The 20817-nt window shown below is 46.7% G+C and carries 24 protein-coding genes; 8 read left to right on the top strand and 16 right to left on the bottom strand.

Annotation, left to right across the window (positions count from 1 at the left end; genetic code table 11):
- A partial coding sequence (locus tag AACQ17_RS12975; RefSeq protein ID WP_094167679.1) for a WavE lipopolysaccharide synthesis family protein occupies positions 1 to 807 on the bottom strand: 807 nt, incomplete at its 3' end.
- A gap of 16 nt (positions 808 to 823) precedes the next feature.
- Positions 824 to 1516, bottom strand: a complete 693-nt coding sequence (locus tag AACQ17_RS12970) for a 3-deoxy-D-manno-octulosonic acid kinase (protein ID WP_170935157.1) — start codon at positions 1514 to 1516, stop codon at positions 824 to 826.
- A 115-nt stretch (positions 1517 to 1631) separates the two neighbouring features.
- Between AACQ17_RS12970 and AACQ17_RS12965 the strand changes: the two genes are divergently transcribed.
- Both AACQ17_RS12965 and AACQ17_RS12960 read left to right on the top strand, forming a co-directional pair.
- Positions 1632 to 2702 (top strand): glycosyltransferase family 9 protein, encoded by a 1071-nt coding sequence (locus AACQ17_RS12965; protein WP_094147865.1) that lies wholly within the window; start codon positions 1632 to 1634, stop codon positions 2700 to 2702.
- Positions 2699 to 3484 carry a glycosyltransferase family 2 protein gene (locus AACQ17_RS12960; protein WP_094147864.1) on the top strand — a complete coding sequence of 262 codons (786 nt, stop codon included), beginning with the start codon at positions 2699 to 2701 and terminating at the stop codon, positions 3482 to 3484. The genes AACQ17_RS12965 and AACQ17_RS12960 overlap by 4 nt, the downstream gene beginning before the upstream one ends.
- Here the strand turns inward: AACQ17_RS12960 and AACQ17_RS12955 are convergent.
- Complete coding sequence (locus tag AACQ17_RS12955) at positions 3453 to 4487, bottom strand: glycosyltransferase family 9 protein (protein WP_094147863.1); 1035 nt, start codon at positions 4485 to 4487, stop codon at positions 3453 to 3455. The genes AACQ17_RS12960 and AACQ17_RS12955 overlap by 32 nt on opposite strands.
- Positions 4488 to 4610: 123 nt before the next feature.
- Here AACQ17_RS12955 and coaD point away from each other — a divergent pair, with 123 nt between their 5' ends.
- The gene (gene coaD, locus AACQ17_RS12950; protein WP_026028196.1) at positions 4611 to 5102 is read left to right on the top strand and encodes a pantetheine-phosphate adenylyltransferase; all 492 of its coding nucleotides are present in this window, start codon (positions 4611 to 4613) and stop codon (positions 5100 to 5102) included.
- Between the two features lie 15 nt (positions 5103 to 5117).
- On the opposite strand, the gene mutM is transcribed toward coaD, so the two are convergent.
- The 5 genes from mutM to radC all read right to left on the bottom strand — a co-directional run bounded on the left by mutM (position 5118) and on the right by radC (position 8040).
- Positions 5118 to 5927, bottom strand: a complete 810-nt coding sequence (gene mutM / locus AACQ17_RS12945) for a bifunctional DNA-formamidopyrimidine glycosylase/DNA-(apurinic or apyrimidinic site) lyase (protein WP_094147862.1) — start codon at positions 5925 to 5927, stop codon at positions 5118 to 5120.
- A 140-nt stretch (positions 5928 to 6067) separates the two neighbouring features.
- Positions 6068 to 6535 carry a hypothetical protein gene (locus AACQ17_RS12940; protein WP_013855728.1) on the bottom strand — a complete coding sequence of 156 codons (468 nt, stop codon included), beginning with the start codon at positions 6533 to 6535 and terminating at the stop codon, positions 6068 to 6070.
- A 135-nt stretch (positions 6536 to 6670) separates the two neighbouring features.
- Positions 6671 to 6838, bottom strand: coding sequence for a 50S ribosomal protein L33 (gene rpmG, locus AACQ17_RS12935; RefSeq protein WP_010318992.1), 168 nt, complete (start codon positions 6836 to 6838; stop codon positions 6671 to 6673).
- A 13-nt stretch (positions 6839 to 6851) separates the two neighbouring features.
- Positions 6852 to 7088, bottom strand: coding sequence for a 50S ribosomal protein L28 (gene rpmB / locus AACQ17_RS12930; protein ID WP_004397476.1), 237 nt, complete (start codon positions 7086 to 7088; stop codon positions 6852 to 6854).
- A 277-nt stretch (positions 7089 to 7365) separates the two neighbouring features.
- On the bottom strand, positions 7366 to 8040 hold the full coding sequence (radC, locus tag AACQ17_RS12925) for a RadC family protein (RefSeq protein WP_010318993.1): 675 nt from the start codon (positions 8038 to 8040) through the stop codon (positions 7366 to 7368).
- A 221-nt stretch (positions 8041 to 8261) separates the two neighbouring features.
- On the opposite strand from radC, the gene coaBC reads away from it, so the two are divergent.
- The 4 genes from coaBC to lpxM all read left to right on the top strand — a co-directional run bounded on the left by coaBC (position 8262) and on the right by lpxM (position 12276).
- Positions 8262 to 9476 (top strand): bifunctional phosphopantothenoylcysteine decarboxylase/phosphopantothenate--cysteine ligase CoaBC, encoded by a 1215-nt coding sequence (gene coaBC / locus AACQ17_RS12920; RefSeq protein ID WP_166538055.1) that lies wholly within the window; start codon positions 8262 to 8264, stop codon positions 9474 to 9476.
- Positions 9477 to 9684: 208 nt separating this feature from the next.
- Positions 9685 to 10275: a nucleoid occlusion factor SlmA gene (gene slmA, locus AACQ17_RS12915; protein WP_013855724.1), complete on the top strand. Its 591-nt coding sequence runs from the start codon at positions 9685 to 9687 to the stop codon at positions 10273 to 10275.
- 53 nt (positions 10276 to 10328) lie between these two features.
- On the top strand, positions 10329 to 11276 hold the full coding sequence (gene lpxL, locus AACQ17_RS12910) for an LpxL/LpxP family Kdo(2)-lipid IV(A) lauroyl/palmitoleoyl acyltransferase (RefSeq protein WP_017048263.1): 948 nt from the start codon (positions 10329 to 10331) through the stop codon (positions 11274 to 11276).
- A 22-nt stretch (positions 11277 to 11298) separates the two neighbouring features.
- Entirely contained in the window at positions 11299 to 12276 is a 978-nt protein-coding gene (lpxM, locus tag AACQ17_RS12905) for a lauroyl-Kdo(2)-lipid IV(A) myristoyltransferase (protein ID WP_029388344.1), read from the top strand.
- 101 nt (positions 12277 to 12377) lie between these two features.
- Here lpxM and pyrE read toward each other — a convergent pair whose 3' ends face one another.
- Both pyrE and rph read right to left on the bottom strand, forming a co-directional pair.
- A complete protein-coding gene (gene pyrE, locus AACQ17_RS12900; RefSeq protein ID WP_013855722.1) occupies positions 12378 to 13019 on the bottom strand; it encodes an orotate phosphoribosyltransferase in 642 nt (213 codons plus the stop codon).
- 432 nt (positions 13020 to 13451) lie between these two features.
- Complete coding sequence (rph, locus tag AACQ17_RS12895; protein ID WP_017048261.1) at positions 13452 to 14168, bottom strand: ribonuclease PH; 717 nt, start codon at positions 14166 to 14168, stop codon at positions 13452 to 13454.
- A gap of 178 nt (positions 14169 to 14346) precedes the next feature.
- On the opposite strand from rph, the gene AACQ17_RS12890 reads away from it, so the two are divergent.
- The gene (locus tag AACQ17_RS12890) at positions 14347 to 15213 is read left to right on the top strand and encodes a YicC/YloC family endoribonuclease (protein WP_013855720.1); all 867 of its coding nucleotides are present in this window, start codon (positions 14347 to 14349) and stop codon (positions 15211 to 15213) included.
- 250 nt (positions 15214 to 15463) lie between these two features.
- On the opposite strand, the gene citG is transcribed toward AACQ17_RS12890, so the two are convergent.
- The 6 genes from citG to citC are packed head-to-tail and all read right to left on the bottom strand — an operon-like array spanning position 15464 to position 20734.
- Positions 15464 to 16408, bottom strand: a complete 945-nt coding sequence (gene citG / locus AACQ17_RS12885) for a triphosphoribosyl-dephospho-CoA synthase CitG (RefSeq protein ID WP_017048259.1) — start codon at positions 16406 to 16408, stop codon at positions 15464 to 15466.
- The gene (gene citX / locus AACQ17_RS12880) at positions 16386 to 16922 is read right to left on the bottom strand and encodes a citrate lyase holo-[acyl-carrier protein] synthase (protein WP_094147860.1); all 537 of its coding nucleotides are present in this window, start codon (positions 16920 to 16922) and stop codon (positions 16386 to 16388) included. Before citX ends, citG begins: the two co-directional genes overlap by 23 nt.
- On the bottom strand, positions 16919 to 18448 hold the full coding sequence (gene citF, locus AACQ17_RS12875; protein ID WP_094147859.1) for a citrate lyase subunit alpha: 1530 nt from the start codon (positions 18446 to 18448) through the stop codon (positions 16919 to 16921). Before citF ends, citX begins: the two co-directional genes overlap by 4 nt.
- 10 nt (positions 18449 to 18458) lie before the next feature.
- Positions 18459 to 19334 carry a citrate (pro-3S)-lyase subunit beta gene (gene citE, locus AACQ17_RS12870; protein ID WP_164996738.1) on the bottom strand — a complete coding sequence of 292 codons (876 nt, stop codon included), beginning with the start codon at positions 19332 to 19334 and terminating at the stop codon, positions 18459 to 18461.
- On the bottom strand, positions 19331 to 19627 hold the full coding sequence (gene citD / locus AACQ17_RS12865) for a citrate lyase acyl carrier protein (protein WP_017050622.1): 297 nt from the start codon (positions 19625 to 19627) through the stop codon (positions 19331 to 19333). The genes citE and citD overlap by 4 nt, the downstream gene beginning before the upstream one ends.
- A gap of 51 nt (positions 19628 to 19678) precedes the next feature.
- Positions 19679 to 20734 carry a [citrate (pro-3S)-lyase] ligase gene (citC, locus tag AACQ17_RS12860; RefSeq protein ID WP_166538054.1) on the bottom strand — a complete coding sequence of 352 codons (1056 nt, stop codon included), beginning with the start codon at positions 20732 to 20734 and terminating at the stop codon, positions 19679 to 19681.
- Positions 20735 to 20817 lie beyond the last annotated feature (83 nt).

Genomic DNA, 20817 nt, shown 5'->3' with positions numbered 1-20817 from the left:
CCACTTCCATCTTTGAAACGTAATAAAATCGTAGGGATAGCCATTTGACTGTTGAAGGCGTTTTGGTACCTCTAATCCAAGTTCATCTCCGTCAACAATGATAAGATTATTGATCATAAAATTATATGACTGTTGCCGCGCAAAATGGTCACCATGTTCATCTGTTAATTCATCAGGATATAGCTTCCTTGCGGCATGGCTCCAAATCTTCTGTTCTACATTGACGCTATCATTTGGATAATGTTTGTGCTGTTTTTTACCACTCAACGCTGATTGGAAATCATAATCACTATACATATGACAATCCCATACTTTAAGTAGATCTTCCACCTCACCAAATTGGAAAAAATCAGAGAAGAAAAAAGGTACATGTAACCCCCTCTCAAACTCCTTCGCAAAATAATTAGAACAAACAAGCCGATTATTCAGTATTGCATAATTATCTCTGCGTAAAGGGAATTGCTCAAACAGTTCTAACATCCTTGTTTTGTTTAATATATTGTCAGCTCTCAATTTCGCAGCAAATTTAGTTTTAACATGACGTAATCCAGAAACAGTTGACACAATTTGCCTATTTATATTGATAGGTATAGGATCGTTTTGTTTGCTATACACAAATACCGTAGAACCTGGATCTTTGTTATAAATAATGAGATCAGCTTCAATATCTTGTGTATTTTCTCCTTCCCAAGTGGATATGATAATTTGGCAGCCGGGGAAAATTGATCGTAAACGTTGAACAGATATTGAGGTAATAGACGGAGCAATAGGTCCTTGAATAACGAATGTAATCTGCTCGAATAGCATATTTTTACTCTTCATTTTAGCACTTAGAAATAATGTGAAAAGCTTCAGGAATCCAATGAATCCCTCGCTTACGGACCTCTTTCTCAAACGATCGCTTCAATCTATCTAAATTTTCTTTCTTCCAGCTCTCGCCTTGTTGCTGGCAACACTTATCAAAATCAATAATCCATACCTTCTCTTGATCATCAATCAAGATGTTATGGATATTGAGATCGGTGTGATTGACTTGCACATCATGCATTTTGCGAATTTCTAGGCCGATTTTCTCATACATTTCAGTCGGTAATGGACGTTCTTGTAAAATAGACACCAGATCGCGGGCGTTCGGGATTTTTTCGCTGAGTAAATCTGCCTGATAACAAAAAGTGCGCTTTACTGCTCGCGCGGCAATCGGGCGTGGAACATTTACCCCAGACTCTCTCAGAGTATTGAGCAATTCGAATTCTTGGAAACTGCGCGTTTTCTTCCAACCGGAAAAAAAGTAGTGATCACTAACTAACTTACCGAACAATCCACCACGCTTATAGTGGCGTAGTGCTGCTTCTATTTTTTCAGCTTTTACAAACCATGTCGTACCGCGCCCAGTAGCACTACCTGTGACGCTACCAGCCTGCTGCCAAAACTCAGGGTTAAAACAGCGGAGCGGATCTTCAACTAGCAAATGCTCGTCATACCAAATTGTTTGATTCTCTTTTTTCAGCGTTTTCATCGTTTCACTTTTTAATGACGAGATTGAATGTGCTTCATCGTGCTTGTTTGGCATTTTACATTTATCAGCGCTGTCTGCATAATTCTTACTAACTTTCTCTATACCGATGTCACTTATGGCTCTTTTTTCTTCTGCTCCGCGCTCAATTTGTGTGTTGCGTCTGTCGGCGATTGGCGATGTGTGCAATGCAGTGGCGGCCGTGCAAGCAATTCAACACCAATGGCCTGAAATTCGTATCACGTGGATCACTGGAAAACTGGAAGCGCAATTGCTCACTGATTTGCCGAATGTAAACGTGGTTATATTCGACAAAAAACAGGGATGGAAAGCATATCAAAAACTGTGGGCAGAACTTAAAGGGCAATCCTTCGATGCGCTTTTGCATATGCAGTATGCCTTTCGTGCCAGTATTGCCACACTGGGTATTAAGGCTAAATATAAACTCGGTTTTGATGCCGCCCGCAGCCAAGATTTCCAGCACCTATTTACCAATGTAAAAGTGATATCGCCTCAAGCACCTCATGTATTAGATGGCTTACTCGCGTTTGCAAAGTGCCTTGGAATCAAAGAACTAGAACCTAAGTGGTCACTCACTTATTCAGATTCCGATCATCAATGGGCCAAGCAGCAACTTGCACATTCAAAGCGTAATTTAGTCGTGGTTCCTGCCGCGAGTAAGCCTTATAAAAATTGGACCGCTGAAGGCTATGTAGAAGTGATAACGCATGCTCAACAACTTGGTTGGCATATCATTTTAGCCGGTAGCCCTGCGCAAATTGAAGTTGATCTAGCAGCCGAAATAGCGAGTAAACTGACTCAGCCGGTACTCAATGTCGTTGGTAAAAGCCAGCTTAAAGAGATGTTGGCACTGCTCGACTTAGCCGATTTAGTGATAGCGCCAGACACAGGCCCAGCGCACATGGCCAATGCAATGAATACTCCCGTTATCGGTTTATACGCTCACCATAATCCGCAGCGCACAGGACCTTATCAGTATCGTGATTATGTGGTGTCGGCTTATGAAGAAGCACTGTTTGCCGAAACAGGAAAAACGAAAGAGCAAGTCAGTTGGCGTACTCGCGTCAAAGATGAACAAGCGATGCAGCGTATTCAAGCAAGCCATGTTATCCAAATGTTTGATAAGATAACGGCTGATTTTCAGCTAAACCCAATATCCGAGGAATGAATGTGAGCAAACCTACTTTAGCCGTTGCGCTGATCGTTAAAAATGAAGCGCAACATCTGCAAGCTTGCTTGGAAACCGTTCACCAATGGGTAGATGAAATCGTCGTCTTAGATTCAGGTAGCAGTGATAATACCGAAGAGATTGCGCGCCGTTATACTGACAAGTTTTTTGTCAACTCGCAGTGGCCCGGGTTTGGCCCACAGCGCCGCTTAGCGCAGTCGTATGTCGAGTCTGATTATGTGTTGTGGTTAGATGCAGATGAACGCGTGACTAAGGAGTTAAAAGATAGCATTCAACAAGCGGTTGCTGCTAATAAACCCAATACACTGTATCAATTTGCCCGTTTAAGTTGGGTTTTTGGCCGCTATATCCGTCATTGTGGCTGGTATCCTGATCGGGTATTACGCCTCTATCCGACTCAACTAACTCAATACAATGATGCCTTAGTACACGAAAAAGTCGAAGTGGCTGATGGAATGAAAGTCGCTAAGCTTTCTGGCGACGCGATTCACTATACCTACAACGATATTCATCACTACTTAGTAAAATCTGCTGGTTATGCTAAAGCTTGGGCGGAACAACGAGAAAAACGCGGTAAAAAAAGCAGTATTAGCCAAGGTCTTTTGCATGCTATTGGCTGTTTTTTGAAAATGTACGTTGTAAAAGCAGGTTTTTTAGATGGTAAGCAAGGCTTCTTGCTCTCTTTATTATCGGCGCACTCAACCTTTGTTAAATACGCCGATTTATGGGTTAGAACCAGTACTGAGCCACCCAAGGATTAAGCTCAGCTAACACTGCATTAATATCAATGCGGCTCATATCAGCCTGAGTTTCTTTGTCCGCTGCTTGCGGTGGACAAAATGCAATGTGGCGGCCTTGTGAGTTCAATGGCCGCCAACGAAGTGGTGTGGCTGAACGTTTGGCGGGGAAAAATCCAACGGTTGGTACATCAATCGCTGCCGCAATATGTAAAGGCCCAGTTGAGCCTGCTATAAAAATATCAGCGCAAGCAATCGAGCGTGAGAAATCAACAAGCCCTTCATTTTTATCATACAGTGCCGCTCTTCCACCTTTTTCTGCAATTAATGCGTTTAATTGCGCCGCTTTCGCCTCTTCACCAGGCCCTGCCGTGAGGATAATTTCTTTCTCGCCATCAAGCCCCATCACTAACTGCGTGTATTGCTCTAGCGACAAATTATTCGCCGAACCTCCGCTTCCGGCGTGTACAAACACCCACGGTTTACTGGTATCGAGATGAAGTTGCGCTGCCAGCTCGCTTTTTTGTTCAGCAAGCATCGCTTGGTCAAATTGCAAATAAGGTGCTCTCGGCTCGACAACCTCTTTACCAATATCATGTAAAAAAGCACGCACCAAATCCAAGTTATATTCATATTCCGGTTTTGCCGATTGAGAACGTTTTTGCTTAATTCGTTTGTTGTAAAAAATTTGAGCGAATTTAGTCGCCGGCGCTAAACGATAAGGAATACGAGATTTCCAAACTAATAGTGCATTGTAAGTGGTCGAGAAGAGGTTGATCGAGGCATCAAAGTGTTGCTGTTTAATCGCTTGAATACATTGCTTTTTCTGCGCAGAGGACGCGTTTTCCGTTGGGTCAACCATCACCGCATCAATCCACGGGCAAAGCTCGGCCAGCGCGACAGTATAGCTGGGGACTAGCGCGGTAATATGGCAATCTGGCAACGAGGCTTTTAGCATCGCAAAACTTGGCCAAGCCAGCATGAAATCACCAATTTTATCGTTACGGATCACCAACAACTTGTTCATCGTCTCTTCTCTCACTCGCTAAGTGTCACAGTTTAATGCGGGCTACATCATACCGAGTTCAATAGGTAATTTTGAGTCTTTTTGTTAATATCAGTGCCAGTTAACCAATATGAGCCTTCCGCTGTGAGCCAAAAAAGAATTTCGCGTGTGATTTATCCCGGCACTTTTGACCCCATCACCAATGGTCATTTGGATCTGATCGAACGCGCCGCCAATATGTTTGATGAAGTGATCATCGCCGTCGCCGCCAGCCCAAGCAAAAATACCATGTTTACTCTGCAAGAGCGGGTCGCCTTTGCCAGCGCCGTCACTCAACATTTAGAGAATGTCACTGCCAAAGGATTTGCTGGGTTAATGGTCGATTTTGCGCGTGATGAAAAAGCCAATGTGCTGATCCGCGGTTTGCGTACTACGGTTGACTTCGAGTATGAATTTGGTTTGACCAACATGTACCGCCGTTTGATGCCAGGGCTGGAAAGTGTGTTTCTTACTCCATCAGAGGAGCATGCGTTTATCTCCTCCACCATTGTGCGAGAAGTGGCGATTCATGGTGGAGAAGTTGATCAATTTGTTCCTGACATTGTCGCTAACGCCTTGCATGGCAAGAAAATATAGCCTTTAGGACGTACCTTATTTTTGGCAAGCAGAGCAGAAAAAGGTGTTACGCTGACCAATTTTCAGCGCTTCAATCGCTTGCCCACACGCTGGGCAAGGCTGCTGCGCTTTGCCATACACATTAAGCTCTTGAGCAAAATAGCCCGGTTTGCCATCCGCTTGTGCAAAATCTTTTAAGGTTGTGCCACCTTGTTGAATCGCCGTTGCTAAGACTGATTTGATTTCTCGCACGAGGCAATTCCATTCAGTCAGTGTCAGCGAATGAGCGGGCCGAGTGGGGAGAATTCGCGCATTAAACAGTGATTCACTCGCGTAGATATTGCCTACGCCAACCACTACTTTATTTTCCATAATAAATTGCTTAACAGCGATACGTTTATTGTTCGCTTTTTGCACAATATAATCTGCATCAAAATCATCGGTTAATGGCTCAGGACCGATATTACTCAACACAGAGTGGCTTGCTCCTTGTTCGCACCATAGCCAAGCGCCAAATCGACGTGGATCGTGGTAGCGCAGTACCTTGCCATTGGTTAATCGCAGATCAACGTGATCATGCTTACCTGCCGGAAAATCACACTCCAATACTCGCAATGAACCTGACATTCCCAAGTGAACAATCGCACTGCCAATATCGGTCTCTATCAATAAATATTTGGCCCGGCGGGATATATTGCGGATCACTTGCCCTTCTAACTGTTTCAGCTCTTGAGGGATGGCCCAACGTAATTTGGGCGTGCGGAATGTCAGTTGTTGGATCGTTTGTCCAACTAGATGCGGGCTAATCCCCATTTTACTTACTTCAACTTCGGGTAACTCAGGCATGATACATCTCAATTCTTCATTCGTCGTTCGTCATTCGTCATTCGTCATTCGTCATTCGTCATTCGTCATTCGTCATTCGTCATTATAGGGTATTGGTTATTCGTTCTTGGTTTGTTCAACGCTCAAAGAGAAATAATGACTCAGTTCGGAAAAAGAAAAGCTTCTTCTACCGAAAGTGCCACCCATTTCTCTTGCCAATTTTTCAATAACCAAAACTGGGGGGTTTGGTAGTAGGTGATCCTTTGCGGCTCTTCGCGATCCTGATACCACACCTCCACGGTTTGTGGGTTGCGTAGTAGAGACGCAAGCGACTCGTAAGTGGCATCATCTACTTCTGTACCAACTAAACTCTGCCAGCGTTGTGCCAATATTTCAGGAGCAACTGAAATTGCTTTGCTTGATCGCCAACGGTTTTGATTCAGTTCAAGTGACCAGTCAGTAAAATGCAGTGCTTGCAGCTGTGCATTTGGATTAATCACATAAGGATAAGGGCTAGCAGGCGGTTCAATAAGATAAGTTTTGATGACTGTGGGTAAATTCAAAATGGCAATAAAAGCAATAACAGCCAAGATAAGAATATTATTCCAACGGCGGCGATTGATACGCATAAGTGATCCCTAAGAGTTTATCTTTGAGTAACTTAGCACATTATAGTGAGGGCTGACATTGCAGGATACAAATTCCAGACAATAAAAAACCCAGCCAAAGCTGGGTCTTTCAATGCTTACAAAGCGTAAAATCAATTACTTGATTTTGCCTTCTTTGTAAAGAACGTGCTGGCGAACTACTGGATCAAATTTCTTGATCTCAAATTTGCCTGGCATGTTGCGTTTGTTCTTGTCAGTTGTGTAGAAGTGACCAGTACCTGCAGAAGATATTAGTCGAATTTTCTCACGAATGCCTTTAGCCATTGCTCAATTCCTCTTAAACGTTTTCGCCACGTGCACGGATATCAACAAGAACAGCATCAATGCCTTTCTTATCGATGATACGCATGCCTTTAGCAGTTAGACGTAGTTTAACAAAACGTTTTTCGCTCTCTACCCAGAAACGATGAGTTTGTAGGTTCGGCAGAAAACGACGCTTAGTAGCATTTCGTGCGTGTGAACGGTTGTTACCCGTTATTGGACGCTTACCAGTTACTTGGCATACTCGGGACATGAATGTCTTCTCCAAATCGTTTCAGCTCGATATCAACCTTGGTGGCCGAACCTCGTTCTCGATGTATTAAGAAGTTTGAGGTTAAAAACCGTTATGGAAAATCCATACAAGGCTATCAAAGGTCGCGTATTATACTAACTTGACATGCATTGCTCAAGACCCGAACAGATCCTTTTTACGGATTTGGCGATCTTTTTTTAAGCAGAGCTGATTTAGGTTGATAATTTAGTGCGCGAATCATACCAGAATAATCTTAAGTCACAACCTAAAATGTGATTCAAATCCACCCTCTTTCTGCAAAAGAAATTACCTCGCCATCGCCCACCACAAAATGGTCCAAAATACGGATGTCCACTAACGCAAGCGCATCGGTTAATCGACGTGTGATTCTGCGATCGGCTTGGCTAGGCTCAGCAACGCCTGACGGATGATTATGAGCCAATATTAATGCCGCCGCATTATGGTGGAGTGCTCTTTTAACTACCTCTCGAGGGTAAACGCTGGCCGCGTCAATCGTCCCCTCAAACAATACTTCATCGCTGATCACTCGGTGTTGATTATCCAAAAACAGAATATAGAAGGCTTCTCGATGGCGATCGCGTAGCACACTCGATAAATAAAGCTTGGTTTGCTCTGGGCTAGTCAAAGCGCCACCTCGTTTGAGCGTTTCGGCCAAATAGCGCTGCGTCATTTCAAGCACCGCCTGCAATTGAACGTATTTGGCTTCGCCCAACCCTTTATGGCGGCAAAACTCTTGCTGGTTGGCCGAAAAAAGCGCTCGAAGTGATCCAAACTCGCGCAGCAGCAGATCCGAGAGAGCGAGCACATTCATTCCTTGAGTGCCAGTACGAAGAAAAATCGCCAGCAGTTCAGCATCAGATAATGCCTGAGGACCGCGAGCAAGCAATTTTTCGCGTGGCATTGATTCTGTGGGCAGTGATTTGAGGCTCATTAAGCACTCCTAGGGTCTAAGATACCCAGACAACATAGAGAAATAGCCAAGCCTGCAACTTTGCTTCTCTTTATTTAGGCTTGATTCATGGTTTTTTGTAATTGATAAGTGATGAAAGACGCAGAAACACTCGTCCAATATGAAAGGATTGAGCGGATCATAAGGTCACTCGATGCGAGAGTTGTGCTAACATAATGCGCAGAATTTTTGAGGAAAAGACAATGCAAACACTGGCAGGAAAAAAGATTCTGCTCGGCATTAGCGGCGGTATTGCTGCGTATAAATGTGCTGAGCTAACGCGTCGCTTGATTGAACGAGGCGCTCAAGTACAAGTGGTGATGACCCACGCTGCAAAAGAGTTTATAACGCCACTGACCATGCAAGCCGTCTCTGGCAGGCCAGTTTCAGATAGCTTATTAGACCCAGCCGCCGAAGCGTCTATGGGCCATATTGAACTTGCCAAATGGGCAGACTTAGTCCTACTCGCCCCCGCGACAGCGGATCTCATCGCGCGCATCGCCGCAGGGATGGGTAATGATTTACTCACCACTTTGATTTTAGCCACCAATGCGCCAGTGGCCGTCTCGCCGGCAATGAATCAGCAGATGTATCGCAATATCGCCACACAAGAGAATATTGCCACGCTTAAACGTCGAGGCATGATGATTTGGGGCCCAGCAGCTGGTGAACAGGCGTGTGGCGATGTTGGCCCGGGCCGCATGCTTGAGCCAATGCAATTGGTTGAGCGCTGCGAGTTTTTTTTCCAAACAGAGGTGGCAAACAACACACTGCTCGCCGGTAAGTCACTGTTGATTAGCGCAGGCCCAACCCGTGAAGCACTCGATCCAGTTCGCTATATCAGTAACCACAGTTCAGGTAAAATGGGCTATGCGATTGCGCAGGCCGCCGCTCAATTGGGCGCGAAAGTGACTCTGATCAGTGGCCCGGTCAATTTGCTCACACCACCACAAGTACAACGTATTGATGTGGAAAGTGCCTGCGATATGCATCAGCAAGTGATGGCGCAAGCGCAATCACATGATGTGTTCATCAGTTGCGCCGCCGTAGCCGACTATCGCCCTGAGATCGTCGCCGATCAAAAGATCAAAAAAACCGATGCGAGCGATCACATGCTCATCACCATGGTTAAAAATCCCGACATCGTCGCCAGCGTAGCCGCATTGAAAGAAAACCGCCCGTTCACGGTAGGCTTCGCTGCTGAAACGCAGCAAGTTGAAAAATATGCCCGCGCTAAACTGCTCAACAAAAAACTGGATATGATCTGCGCCAATGATGTTTCTGTTTCTGGCCAAGGCTTTAACAGCAACGACAATGCGCTGACCGTTTATTGGCAAGGTGGAGAGCAAGCATTACCTTTGAGTTCAAAATCTGCATTAGCTCACGCGCTGATGCAACTGATCGCGAGTCAACTGTAGGCTACAAACAGACGTTCTAAGCTTCTTTTAGGGTTCATAGCGTTTATTGGGTGGTAAAATCACCACCCAGTTCAATCATTTTCATTTTTACGCTACGCAGTCCGAAAACTGTCCGTTAAACTACTGCGCTTAATGGACAATACCCAAACCATCTGAAGGGTATAAATATTTGCTCACAAGCATGTGGTAACTAAAAGGAAATCGGGTCATGGCCGTCAATAAGAAAATCAATCGTCGTGAAGAGATTCTACAAGCACTCGCTGAAATGCTGGAATCTAACGATGGTGCATCACGCATCACCACAGCAAAGCTAGCCAAACAAGTGGGCGTTTCTGAAGCGGCTTTGTACCGTCATTTTCCGAGTAAAGCACGGATGTTTGAAGGCTTGATTGAGTTTATTGAAGAGTCTTTAATGTCGCGGATTAATCGCATTTTGGATGAAGAGAAAGATACACTCAACCGCATCCGCTTAGTGCTACAGCTTATCTTGGCTTTTTCGGAACGTAACCCGGGCTTGACACGAATTTTATCCGGCCATGCTCTAATGTTTGAAAATGAGCGACTGCGTGAACGGATCAACCAACTGTTCGAACGCATAGAAACGTCACTACGTCAGATCCTTCGCGAACGTAAACTGCGTGAAGGTAAATCCTTCCCCGTCGACGAAAGCATTTTAGCCGCTCAACTGCTTGGCCAAGTGGAAGGAAGCCTAAATCGCTTTGTGCGATCTGACTTTAAATACCAACCGACGGCAAATTTTGAAGAGTATTGGGCATTATTAAGCGCTCAGATTCAGTAAAAACAAACCACCACCGTCGTGACAAAGAATCATCAGTGAAAGAATCAAGAGTAATGAGCAAAGAAAAATACGGTAAACCTGAGTTTTCCCTCTCGCTACTGCACCCTAAATATTGGGGCGTGTGGCTTAGCTTTGGGCTACTCGCTTTAGTGGTCAACCTGCTTCCTTATTCTGCGTTACTAAAAATAGGACGCAGCATGGGCGCGTTTGGAATGCGCTTTGCTAACAAGCGAGTACACATTGCCACGCGTAATCTACAGCTATCTTTTCCAGAGAAAAGTGCAGGTGAGATTGAGCATATTGTTAACGAAAACTTTAAAAACACCGGCATGGCACTGATAGAAACCGGAATTACTTGGTTTTGGCCGACTTGGCGTTTTGCTCGCCTACTTGATGTGAAAGATGTCAGCGCCCTTTTGCAACTCAAACAAGAAAAACGTGGTGCACTGCTGTGTTGCGTACATGCGTTAAATTTAGAAATTACGGCACGTGCTTTTGGTGTAATAGGCCTTGAAGGCTATGGCGTTTACCGCCCACACAGCAACCCTGCGTATGAATTTATCCAATACCGTGGTCGCACACGCAATGGCAATAAACTTATCTACCGCACCGACATTAAACAGATGATCCGCGTACTCAAACAGGGCGAGCGCCTATTTTATCTACCCGATCAAGATTACGGCCATAACAAATCGGTGTTTGTTCCCTTCTTTGCGGTCAAAGAAGCGTGTACCACCACAGGCACCAGTATTCTGGCTTATACTAGCCAATGTGCGATTGTCCCTGGTTCAGGGTTTCGAAACGCCAACGGAAAATATGAAATCATCGCCGATAAAACCATTGATGGCGACTATCCAAAAGATGACATGACCGCCGCCGCCGCTTACATGAATAAATACGTTGAAGAAGTGATTCTACGCGCACCAGAACAGTGGATGTGGCTGCATAAGCGTTTTAAATCTTTGCCAGATGAAACGTTAACTAACTCTCGCTATTTATAACTAGAAAAAGGTTTTGCTTTCAATGAGCAACAACGAAAACAGCACAGACAAACACTTGCACAACCCCACATTCCAATGGTCTTTTTTACACCCAAAACATTGGGGAACTTGGATTGGGATCTTCTTTGCCGCTCTGTTCGCCTTTATGCCACCCGCATGGCGAGATAGGCTAGCGCGCAAATTATCCACCTTTGCGGTACGAAAAAACGGCCGTGTTGTACGCCGCACGCGAGTGAATCTGGAAAAATGCTTTCCTGAAAAATCCCCGCAAGAACGCCAGGCTATTTTGGAAGAAACCTTTGTCAAAGCAGCACAATACATGCTCGGTTATTCGGAGTTTTTGGTTCGTTCCACGAAACACAATCAGCAACGCGGCATCATGATTGGTGAAGAGAACTTATTGCCATTGTTAGATGCTGGCGAGAACGTGATCATCCTCGCCCCTCACGCTTGGGCGGTCGATTACCCTGCGGTAATGCTTGCGGCAAAAGGCTATAAAGTAACCACCATCATGAAGCCACAGCGCAATCCTATCGGTGATTGGTTAATGCACGTCCAACGCATGCAATATGGCGGGCGTATTTTTGCACGTGATGCTGGAGTAAAACCGTTTGTACGTTCAATTAAAGATGGATACTTAGGCTACTGGCTGCCCGATGAAGACTTTGGCCCGGCCAACTCGGTCTTTGTTCCATTCTTTGGCACTGAAAAAGCCACGTTAAAAGGTTTTGGTAAAATGGCGCGCCTATCAAAGGCGAAAGTCGTGCCAATTTTGCCTGCTTATAACGATAAAACCTGTAAGTACGAAGTGCATATTTTGCCTGCATTAGAAAACTTTCCAACGGGCGATGAAGAGCAAGATGCACGCGCTATGAATAAGGCGATTGAAGATTTAGTCACACCACGCCCAGAACAGTACATGTGGAATTTATCACTGTTGAAAACGCAGCGTGATGGCTCGGAAATTTACGATAACTCGCACCATGGCGATCAAAGTTAATCGCTAGAATCACTAAACTCATAACAAACAAGCCCCGAGCGACAAACTCGGGGCTTTTACTTTTCAATAAGTGGCTCTACGATTCGCAAATAAGTTGATGCTTAAATTCCGTACTGCGCACGATACGCTTTTACCGCCTCAAGGTGCTTAGCATCTGCCCCTTTCTCTTCAAGGTAAGTAACCAGATCGGTCAGGCTAACAATTGAGATGATCGCGCAACCAAAATCACGCTCGACTTCTTGAATTGCAGAAAGCTCTCCTTTGCCTTTTTCTTGGCGGTCAATTGCCACCAAGACACCAGCAAGATCCGCACCGTTAGCTTGAATGATTTCCATCGACTCACGAATGGCAGTACCAGCCGTAATGACATCATCCACCAGCATAATGCGCCCTTCTAATGCGCTACCGACCAAGTTACCGCCTTCACCGTGGTCTTTCGCTTCTTTACGGTTAAAGCAATACGGCGTATCAACATCATGATGATCAGCCAACGCTACTGCAGTTGTAGTCGCGATTGGGATCCCTTTGTACGCCGGTCCAAATAGCACATCAAACTCAATCCCAGAATCGACCAAAGCAGCGGCATAAAAACGTCCTAAGCGCGCTAAATCACGGCCAGTATTAAACAAGCCAGCATTAAAGAAATAAGGGCTTTTTCGGCCAGACTTCAAAGTAAACTCGCCAAACTTCAAGACTTCTTTTTCTAGTGCAAATTCAATAAATTCACGCTGGTATGCTTTCATGATTTTCTCTCTCTTAACTCATACACTTTGGTTTATTTCGCTTTCTCAACAAGAACAACCCCCTCCTAGCCTCCCCCTAAAAGGGGGAGGTACTAAAGTGGTGCTCACCTCCCCCGAAAAGAGAGAGGTACTAAGCTGGTGCTCACCTCCCCCGAAAAAGGAGAGGTTCTAAGATGCTGCTCGCCTCCCCGAAAAAAGAGAGGTACTAAGATGGTGCTCGCCTCCCCTAAAAAAGAGAGGTACTAAGATAATGCTCGCCTCCCCTAAAAGGGGAGGTACTAAGATGATGAATTCCCTCCACTCAAGGGCAATATTAGGAACACTTCCTTTATTCCCTCCCCTTATAGGGGAGGGTTAGGGTGGGGTCATCACGTACAACAATACAATGAATAAAACGGGCAAAAAAATAGCCCCCAACTGGGAGCTACTTGATCAATCTAATAACGATGCTTTCTGCGCTTCAACAATATCAGCGATGCCTTTCTTGGCAACGGCCAGTAAATCCATCAGCTCTTCATGGCTAAACGGTTCACCCTCTGCGGTACCTTGAATTTCAATCATCTTACCGTTTTCAGTCATCACCACATTCATATCAGTGTCAGCGGCAGAATCTTCCACGTATTCCAAATCACATAAAATGTTTTCACCCAAGATGCCAACTGAGACAGCAGCAACATGGCCTTTCATTGGATTCTTCTTCAATTTACCGCTAGCAACCAGATGAGCAAACGCATCCGCTAGTGCCACACTTGCGCCCGTAATTGATGCAGTGCGAGTACCGCCGTCTGCTTGAATAACGTCACAGTCAACCGTGATCATCACCTCTGGCATTGCCTCTAAATCCACCACAGCACGTAAGCTGCGAGCGATGAGACGTTGGATCTCCATGGTGCGGCCACCTTGTTTACCGTTGGTCGCTTCACGACGAGTCCGTGAATGGGTTGCACGTGGCAGCATGCCGTATTCGGCAGTAACCCAACCTTTACCCTGACCTTTCAACCAGCGAGGAACACCCTCTTCGACAGTGGCATTACACAATACTTTGGTATTACCAAATTCCACAAATACTGACCCTTCAGCATAAGCAGTGTAGTTGCGAGTGATTTTAATTGGGCGAATTTGATCGGCCGCGCGGTCATTTGGACGCATAGTGCATCTACCTTTTATCGGGTGAGACGGAATCGATTGGGGCGAGATTATAGCGGATTAGCCGCCTTGACGCTAGGTTGGTCACCCTTTGCATTGGCGTGAACCTAGTACACGCGTGAAGCTAGTGCTAACATACCTCTCGTTTGATATTTCATCTTCGTGAGCAAAGGACAAATCAATGATTTACAGCATGACCGCGTACGCGCGTAAAGAAGTTAAAGGTGATTGGGGTACCGCGGTATGGGAAATTCGCTCGGTAAACCAACGTTATCTTGAAACCTACTTCCGCCTGCCGGAACAATTTCGGGGTCTTGAGCCTGTACTGCGTGAACGCTTTCGCCAACGTTTAGCGCGCGGCAAAGTAGAATGTCACTTACGTTATGAAGCAAACCCTGCGGCTAAAAGTGAGCTGAATATCAATGAAGCACTCGCCAATCAAGTGATTAAAGCCGCCAACCAAGTAATGCACATGACAGGCGAGCTAAGCCGCATTAATCCGTTTCAAATCATGCAGTGGCCCGGCGTAATGGAAACGCCAGAACAAGATATGGACAGCATTAATAAAGCCTTATTAGCAGGCTTTGATGACGCAATCATTGAATTCATTGACGCACGTGGCCGTGAAGGTGACAACATGAAGGCGTTAATCGAACAACGCCTGACGGCGATCAGTGAAGAAGTGGTAAAAGTGCGCGCACGCATGCCAGAAATCCTGCAATGGCAACGTGAACGTCTATTGACTAAGTTTGAAGAAGCAAAGATTGAGCTTGATGCGACACGCGTCGAGCAAGAGCTGATTTTACTTGCACAAAAATCAGACGTTGCCGAAGAGTTAGACCGCCTCGATTCGCATGTCAAAGAAGCACGTAATGTGCTCAAAAAAGGCGGCTCATGCGGCCGTAAGCTCGATTTCATGATGCAAGAATTTAACCGCGAATCGAACACGTTAGCCTCGAAATCAATCAGCACCGACATCACGGCCTCTGGCGTAGAACTTAAGGTTCTGATTGAGCAAATGAGAGAGCAAATTCAAAACATCGAATAAGGGTTTTTGAGTCTCTCTAAGCTTACCAAGCCCCTGTAAATAGGGGCTTTTTTTTCAGGAAATTTCAGGTCTTTACCTCTGTTTTCAACCAACTGGTGAGTAACTTTCCAGCACGAGAGAGAATACAGAGAGAATACTATGACGAATTGTGCTTACCCCAAAAGTCTCTTGATTTCAAATATCGATTCAACATTGCATCCAGTTATGGCTGCTTTTTAAGAATTTCCGATCTTAAAGTTAACAATCAAAATTACTCGTGACGGACTTGAAACAATTGCGCTAACTCATTAATTAACCAAGTAGCGGCTAATAGATCTGCACTGCCGCCGGGGCTTAAGTGTTTTTCAATCATCGCGCTATCGAGCGCCGTAAGAGCTTGTTCAATTTCTTGATATAAAAAGCCGCCTTTGGCGAGCAGTTGCTGCGCTTGCGCTTGCACAAAATGCAGCCCTTCTAATCCACCGCGAGCAGCGAGGTTGCTGTCGTTATTGTTGGCCATCAACACCAATAAGGTATGCCACAAGGCTTGCTCGGTGCTAGCTCCTTTGGTTAAACAGGCTTGGTAGGCTGGCAGCGCATGTTGCATCACCATCGCAAGGCCAGAAGCGGCTTCACCGCGTGCGCCGGTTAAACCGTACCGACGATAAATTCGCTCGCCTGCCGTTTTGGGAGCCGATTCACGCTTCGCTTTTAGCTCATCAATAATCAAAAACTGGCAAGCTTGGCGAATGGTTTCGCCAATATGCTGCGCATCAATTTTGAGTTGATTGGCTTTGAGCCACCCCACAGAGCCGCAAATAAGCCCCAAGATAAAAATCATCCCTTTATGGGTGTTCACCCCTTGAGTGGCAGCAAACATGGCTTGCTCAGCTTCTATGCCAATCGGGCGCAAGGCGGTCAGCAACTGAGCGGCCGGATTTCCCGCGCTCTCCCAACCTGCACTGACAAAAGATTGCAGATAAGGCGCAATCGCCTCGGCACTGGCGATAAAAGTGTTGAGATCCATATCGCGGTGCGCGCCATTATTAGCAGTATCCACCAAACCCGGTTTAGGGGTGAGATGCACCTCTAACATCATGGCATGATAAGCCAGATGCCCCACTAAGCGAGGCAAGCTGAACGTTTTCGCGCCACTTGTGCCAGAGGCTTGGCTAGGCAGTTCAAGCAGAAGATCAAGCGCAGCAGGAATAGTCATGAACCATCTCCTCTATTTTAGCCAACAAAGCCTCAACACCGTGCAGCCGCGAGCGAGCACAGATCACCGCATCGCGTTCACACAGCAAGCAGCGCCGTCTTGGCAACTGCGCACCTTGGCGCGAAATAATATGTCCATCGACATCAATCACATCCAGATCCATCAGTCGCCCCAGCGGATGCTCGCGTTCAATCTTCATCATGGCTTTTTTCAACATGCTGGCTGAAGGAGCCTGAATCACCACAAAGGCTTCCGGCCCCGTTTTTTCCACCAACAGCTGACAAGCCACTTGCCGCCAGCCCGTTTGCTGACACAGTTCTTGAATGGCACGCATACCTGCATCCATCACGGTTTGGCTGGCAGCGTTGAGCTTAACCGCGCCCGGCATGTTAACCGTGAAAGAAACCAGAGGCAGTGAATGGCGTTTTAGCCACTCACCTTGTTGCCGAACCCGCACTTCTTTACGCAGAAGTAGCTGGTCCAGACTGACTGAAAGATCCGGATGGTGACTCATAGGCTTTTTACCTGCTTGATAACATCAATGATCGAACCGTCACGGTAGTGAACAAAGGCAACGGTTTTGTCTTCAAATTGCAACGGCTGGGGTTTACCCGTCAGCAACTCCGCACGCTGTTGCAACGCTTCAATCTCGACAACGGGCAGTTGCGCCGCGATGAAACGCGCTTTCAGTTCGGGACGATTCGGGTTTACCGCGATACCTTGATCCGTCACCAACACATCGATGGTGGCTCCTGGGGTGATGACGTTAGTGACCTTCTCGACCACGGTCGGAATGCGGCCACGCACCAAAGGCGCCACAATAATCGATAAGTTTGCCGCCGCCGCCGTGTCACAATGACCGCCGGATGCGCCGCGAATTACCCCATCAGAGCCGGTGATCACGTTAACGTTAAACTGGGTATCAATTTCCAGCGCACTCAAGATAACCACATCCAGCCTATCCACCGCCGCCCCCTTCGAGCTTGGGTTGGCGTATTCGTTAGCAGAGATTTCGAGATGATGTGGATTGCGCGCTAACGAGCCCGCCGCCACCGAATCGAAACACTGCACATCGAGCAAGTAATCAATCAGTCCCTGTTCATGCATTTCCACCATAGTCGCAGTGATACCACCGAGAGCGAAAGAAGCGCGAATGTTTTGGCGCAACATCTTCTCTTTCAAAAAGCGCGCAACCGCGAGCGATGCACCGCCCGAACCGGTCTGCATTGAAAAACCATCATAGAAATAGCCTGAATGCTCGATGACTTCTGCAGCGCGTTTGGCAATCAGAAGCTCGCGTGGGTTGGTGGTCATGCGCGTGGCATCCCCACCGATTTTGCTTGGGTCGCCCACTTCCGCCACCTGCACAACCGCATCGACGCGGTCTTGAGTAATCGATGCAGGGAAATTCGGGAAACCGACGATGGCTTCAGTCAGCATCACCACTTTTTCAGCGTGTTCGGCATCGACTTTGGCATAGCCGAGTGAGCCGCAATTGGATTTGCCTTTAAAACCGTTGGCGTTGCCAAACTCATCGCAACAAGGTACGCCAATAAACGCCATGTCGATGTAGATCTCACCGCTTTGGATCAAATGCACACGACCACCGTGCGAGTGAATATGCACGGGCTCATCAAGCAGGCCGTTAGAAATGCTGTCGGCCAGCACTCCGCGGATCCCTGAAGTGTAAATCTTGCTCACTACGCCGTTTTTGATGTGTTCAATCAAAGGCGAGTGACAAGAGGTGAGCGAGCTTGAGGCGAGCGTGAGGTTTTTAATCCCCAATTCGGCAATCACCTCCATCACTAGGTTGACGGTTTTATCGCCGCCACGAAACGCATGGTGGAAAGAAATGGTCATGCCATCTTTTAAGCCAAGATCGACAATCGCTTCGCGGATCGAGCTTTTCACTTTGCGGCTTTTTTTCGCTGACTCATCCAGCAAATGCGGCGTGATCGCGTGCGCTTGGGTGTAAGGCGTCAACGCGTAGCGTTCCACTTCCAGCACAGACAGAGGGTTATTTAATGTATTGATACTCATGAGGTGACCTTTAGTGTTTGATGCCGGATTCAGCACGTTGCAGTGTCCAACGTGCGCGTTCGATGATGGGTCCATCGACCATTTTGCCGTTAAGGGAAACCACGCCCAGCCCTTTTGCTGCTGCTTCTTCAGCGGCTTCGATGACTGCAATGGCGTGATCGACCTCTTTTTGTGTTGGGGCAAACACGTTGTGCAGCAGGTCAATCTGGCGCGGATTAATCAGTGATTTGCCATCAAAGCCGAGCTGCTTGATATGCTCCGCTTCACGCAAAAATCCCTCTTCGTTATTGGCATCCGAATAGACCGTATCAAACGCCATGATCCCGGCAGCACGTGCCGCTTGCAGAATGGAGCAGCGCGCAAACAACAGCTCAATCCCTTCTGCTGAACGCTGCGTGCGCAGATCGCGTACATAGTCTTCCGCACCAAGCGCAATCCCAATCAGGCGGCGTGAGCTAAAGGCAATCTCGACTGCGTTGTTAATGCCCTGCGCGCTTTCAATCGCGGCCAGCATGCGCGTGCTACCCACTTCACGTCCGCATTCACGCTCGATCTGTTCGATGACTTTTTCCATCTCAATTACATCGTTGGCGTTATCGGTTTTCGGCAGACGCACCACTTTGGCTCCGCCACGCACCACGGCATTAAGGTCTTTGATGCCGAATTCAGAATCGAGCGGATTGACCCGCACCACGGTTTCCATCTCTTGATACATAGAGTGTTGCAGCGCATGGAACACCAACATCCGCGCGGTGTCTTTTTCACGCAGCGCGACCGAGTCTTCCAGATCGAACATGATGGAGTCGGGTTGATAGATAAAGGTATTGCTGAGCATGGCGGCATTCGCGCCCGGCACAAATAACATACTGCGACGAAGTTTGGTCATGATAGTTGGCTCCACTCAATGTTCTGAACTTCACAAGCGCGCATCACCGCCGCCTGTACGCGCGCGCGGATCACACAATCCAGTGCGCCTTTGTCTTCGATGGTGACCAGCGCATCGTGCACTTGCATCGCGTCGAGGGTGTGCAGTACGACCTGACGAATCGCATGACCAAATTGCTGCTCGACGGTACTGTCTAACACCAGTTCAATACCGCCATCGTTATTGGGTTCAATCCGAACCTGAAGATCACTGGACTCCAGTGTTCCCGCAAAGGCGGGATGGGCAATTTTCATGGGTACAACCTTGTTAATGAGTTATTGGATAAAACAGTGTCAGCACTGCGCTCATACCGCTAACAGTTGCGGTGCGGCCTGTAGCGAATGTTCCGCATAATGCTGACAAAGGTAGGAATAAGTCGTTTTCGGCACGAGATCGGCAATCGCGGCAACGCCAAATTGTTTGAGCAAATAGCGCACGCGCGATGCGGAGATCGGCTGCGAGGCTTGCTGACTACGCTCAATTTCCACTACTTGGATCGACGCACTAACATCGTGTGCTTCTTCTAACCAGCGGCGCATGGCTTGGTTGTAGTTACGCGTCACCGTACAAATCGGCTCACTGCCGACAAAGCGGTGCGTAATGCCAAGGGCAGGTGCTATTGAATGGCGGAAAATACTTAAATCCAGCGCAGTATGGGATTGATTGACCACTTGCTGATCTTTAATAAAATAACTAGGGAAGGTCGCGCGCGAAATAATATAATCCGAGCCAGAATGAATAGTTAAATTCAATAAGTGTTTACTGCCTGCCTTAATCATGGCCATACGGTCAGCGTAAGAGAAATCTTTATTCTCTGCTTTTACCACAAATAAATGCACCCAATCACATTGTTCACAGGCTTGTTCAATTAAATATTGATGACCTAAGGTAAATGGATTGGCATTCATCACAACACTGCCAATTTTACGCCCAGACATTTTTAATAACTGCAACTGTTTGCAATAAACTGCAAGACGATTTGGGCTATTTTCTAATAAAGCAATATGCGGTTCGACTTTATCGACTAAGAAAAAACCGCACTGTCGGAATAAATCTACATTGGTCGGCTTAGTGAATAGAAATAGTGAAAAACACCCTATTTCATAAGCGAAGTTGGTTAATTCGGTCATCAATTTGAGCGCAAAACCGGTCCCTTGCAGCGCAGGAGAAACCGCGATGGACTTCAACACATGCCCCGCAATTCCACCGCAAGCGATGATTTGGTTTGTACCGTAAGCCACCACAAAATGCTCAACATCCTCATCAACCGTGAGCTGATGCTGGCAGAGAAACTCTTTGATCTGCAAGAGCTTGGTTTTATTCTTGCTTGAAACTCGCGAGAAGGTGTAAATATCTACCATGGTCGGCTTCCTCACCTATTTTTTCTGACTTTATTATCTAAATTAAGCCGAAAAGGTTTAATGAGGGTAATCACTTTATTTCC

It is taken from the genome of Vibrio sp. V10_P2A27P122 (genome assembly GCF_963874335.1).
GTDB lineage: Bacteria > Pseudomonadota > Gammaproteobacteria > Enterobacterales > Vibrionaceae > Vibrio > Vibrio anguillarum.
The sequence above is the reverse complement of the archived record's forward strand: the minus strand, read 5'-3'. Positions and strand labels throughout refer to the sequence as shown.

Excerpts from the sequence above, each read along its gene's own strand:
- rph (WP_017048261.1), bottom strand. The coding sequence starts at position 14,168 with ATGCGTCCAAATGACCGCGCGGCCGATCAAATTCGCCCAATTAAAATC.
- coaBC (WP_166538055.1), top strand. The coding sequence starts at position 8,262 with ATGCAAACACTGGCAGGAAAAAAGATTCTGCTCGGCATTAGCGGCGGT.
- citD (WP_017050622.1), bottom strand. The coding sequence starts at position 19,627 with ATGAAAATTGCCCATCCCGCCTTTGCGGGAACACTGGAGTCCAGTGAT.
- citC (WP_166538054.1), bottom strand. The coding sequence starts at position 20,734 with ATGGTAGATATTTACACCTTCTCGCGAGTTTCAAGCAAGAATAAAACC.
- AACQ17_RS12890 (WP_013855720.1), top strand. The coding sequence starts at position 14,347 with ATGATTTACAGCATGACCGCGTACGCGCGTAAAGAAGTTAAAGGTGAT.
- AACQ17_RS12965 (WP_094147865.1), top strand. The coding sequence starts at position 1,632 with ATGGCTCTTTTTTCTTCTGCTCCGCGCTCAATTTGTGTGTTGCGTCTG.
- radC (WP_010318993.1), bottom strand. The coding sequence starts at position 8,040 with ATGAGCCTCAAATCACTGCCCACAGAATCAATGCCACGCGAAAAATTG.
- AACQ17_RS12970 (WP_170935157.1), bottom strand. The coding sequence starts at position 1,516 with ATGAAAACGCTGAAAAAAGAGAATCAAACAATTTGGTATGACGAGCAT.
- AACQ17_RS12940 (WP_013855728.1), bottom strand. The coding sequence starts at position 6,535 with ATGCGTATCAATCGCCGCCGTTGGAATAATATTCTTATCTTGGCTGTT.
- pyrE (WP_013855722.1), bottom strand. The coding sequence starts at position 13,019 with ATGAAAGCATACCAGCGTGAATTTATTGAATTTGCACTAGAAAAAGAA.
- slmA (WP_013855724.1), top strand. The coding sequence starts at position 9,685 with ATGGCCGTCAATAAGAAAATCAATCGTCGTGAAGAGATTCTACAAGCA.
- AACQ17_RS12960 (WP_094147864.1), top strand. The coding sequence starts at position 2,699 with ATGAATGTGAGCAAACCTACTTTAGCCGTTGCGCTGATCGTTAAAAAT.
- rpmG (WP_010318992.1), bottom strand. The coding sequence starts at position 6,838 with ATGGCTAAAGGCATTCGTGAGAAAATTCGACTAATATCTTCTGCAGGT.
- AACQ17_RS12955 (WP_094147863.1), bottom strand. The coding sequence starts at position 4,487 with ATGAACAAGTTGTTGGTGATCCGTAACGATAAAATTGGTGATTTCATG.
- citF (WP_094147859.1), bottom strand. The coding sequence starts at position 18,448 with ATGAGTATCAATACATTAAATAACCCTCTGTCTGTGCTGGAAGTGGAA.
- citG (WP_017048259.1), bottom strand. The coding sequence starts at position 16,408 with ATGACTATTCCTGCTGCGCTTGATCTTCTGCTTGAACTGCCTAGCCAA.
- citX (WP_094147860.1), bottom strand. The coding sequence starts at position 16,922 with ATGAGTCACCATCCGGATCTTTCAGTCAGTCTGGACCAGCTACTTCTG.
- lpxL (WP_017048263.1), top strand. The coding sequence starts at position 10,329 with ATGAGCAAAGAAAAATACGGTAAACCTGAGTTTTCCCTCTCGCTACTG.
- citE (WP_164996738.1), bottom strand. The coding sequence starts at position 19,334 with ATGACCAAACTTCGTCGCAGTATGTTATTTGTGCCGGGCGCGAATGCC.
- lpxM (WP_029388344.1), top strand. The coding sequence starts at position 11,299 with ATGAGCAACAACGAAAACAGCACAGACAAACACTTGCACAACCCCACA.
- mutM (WP_094147862.1), bottom strand. The coding sequence starts at position 5,927 with ATGCCTGAGTTACCCGAAGTTGAAGTAAGTAAAATGGGGATTAGCCCG.
- rpmB (WP_004397476.1), bottom strand. The coding sequence starts at position 7,088 with ATGTCCCGAGTATGCCAAGTAACTGGTAAGCGTCCAATAACGGGTAAC.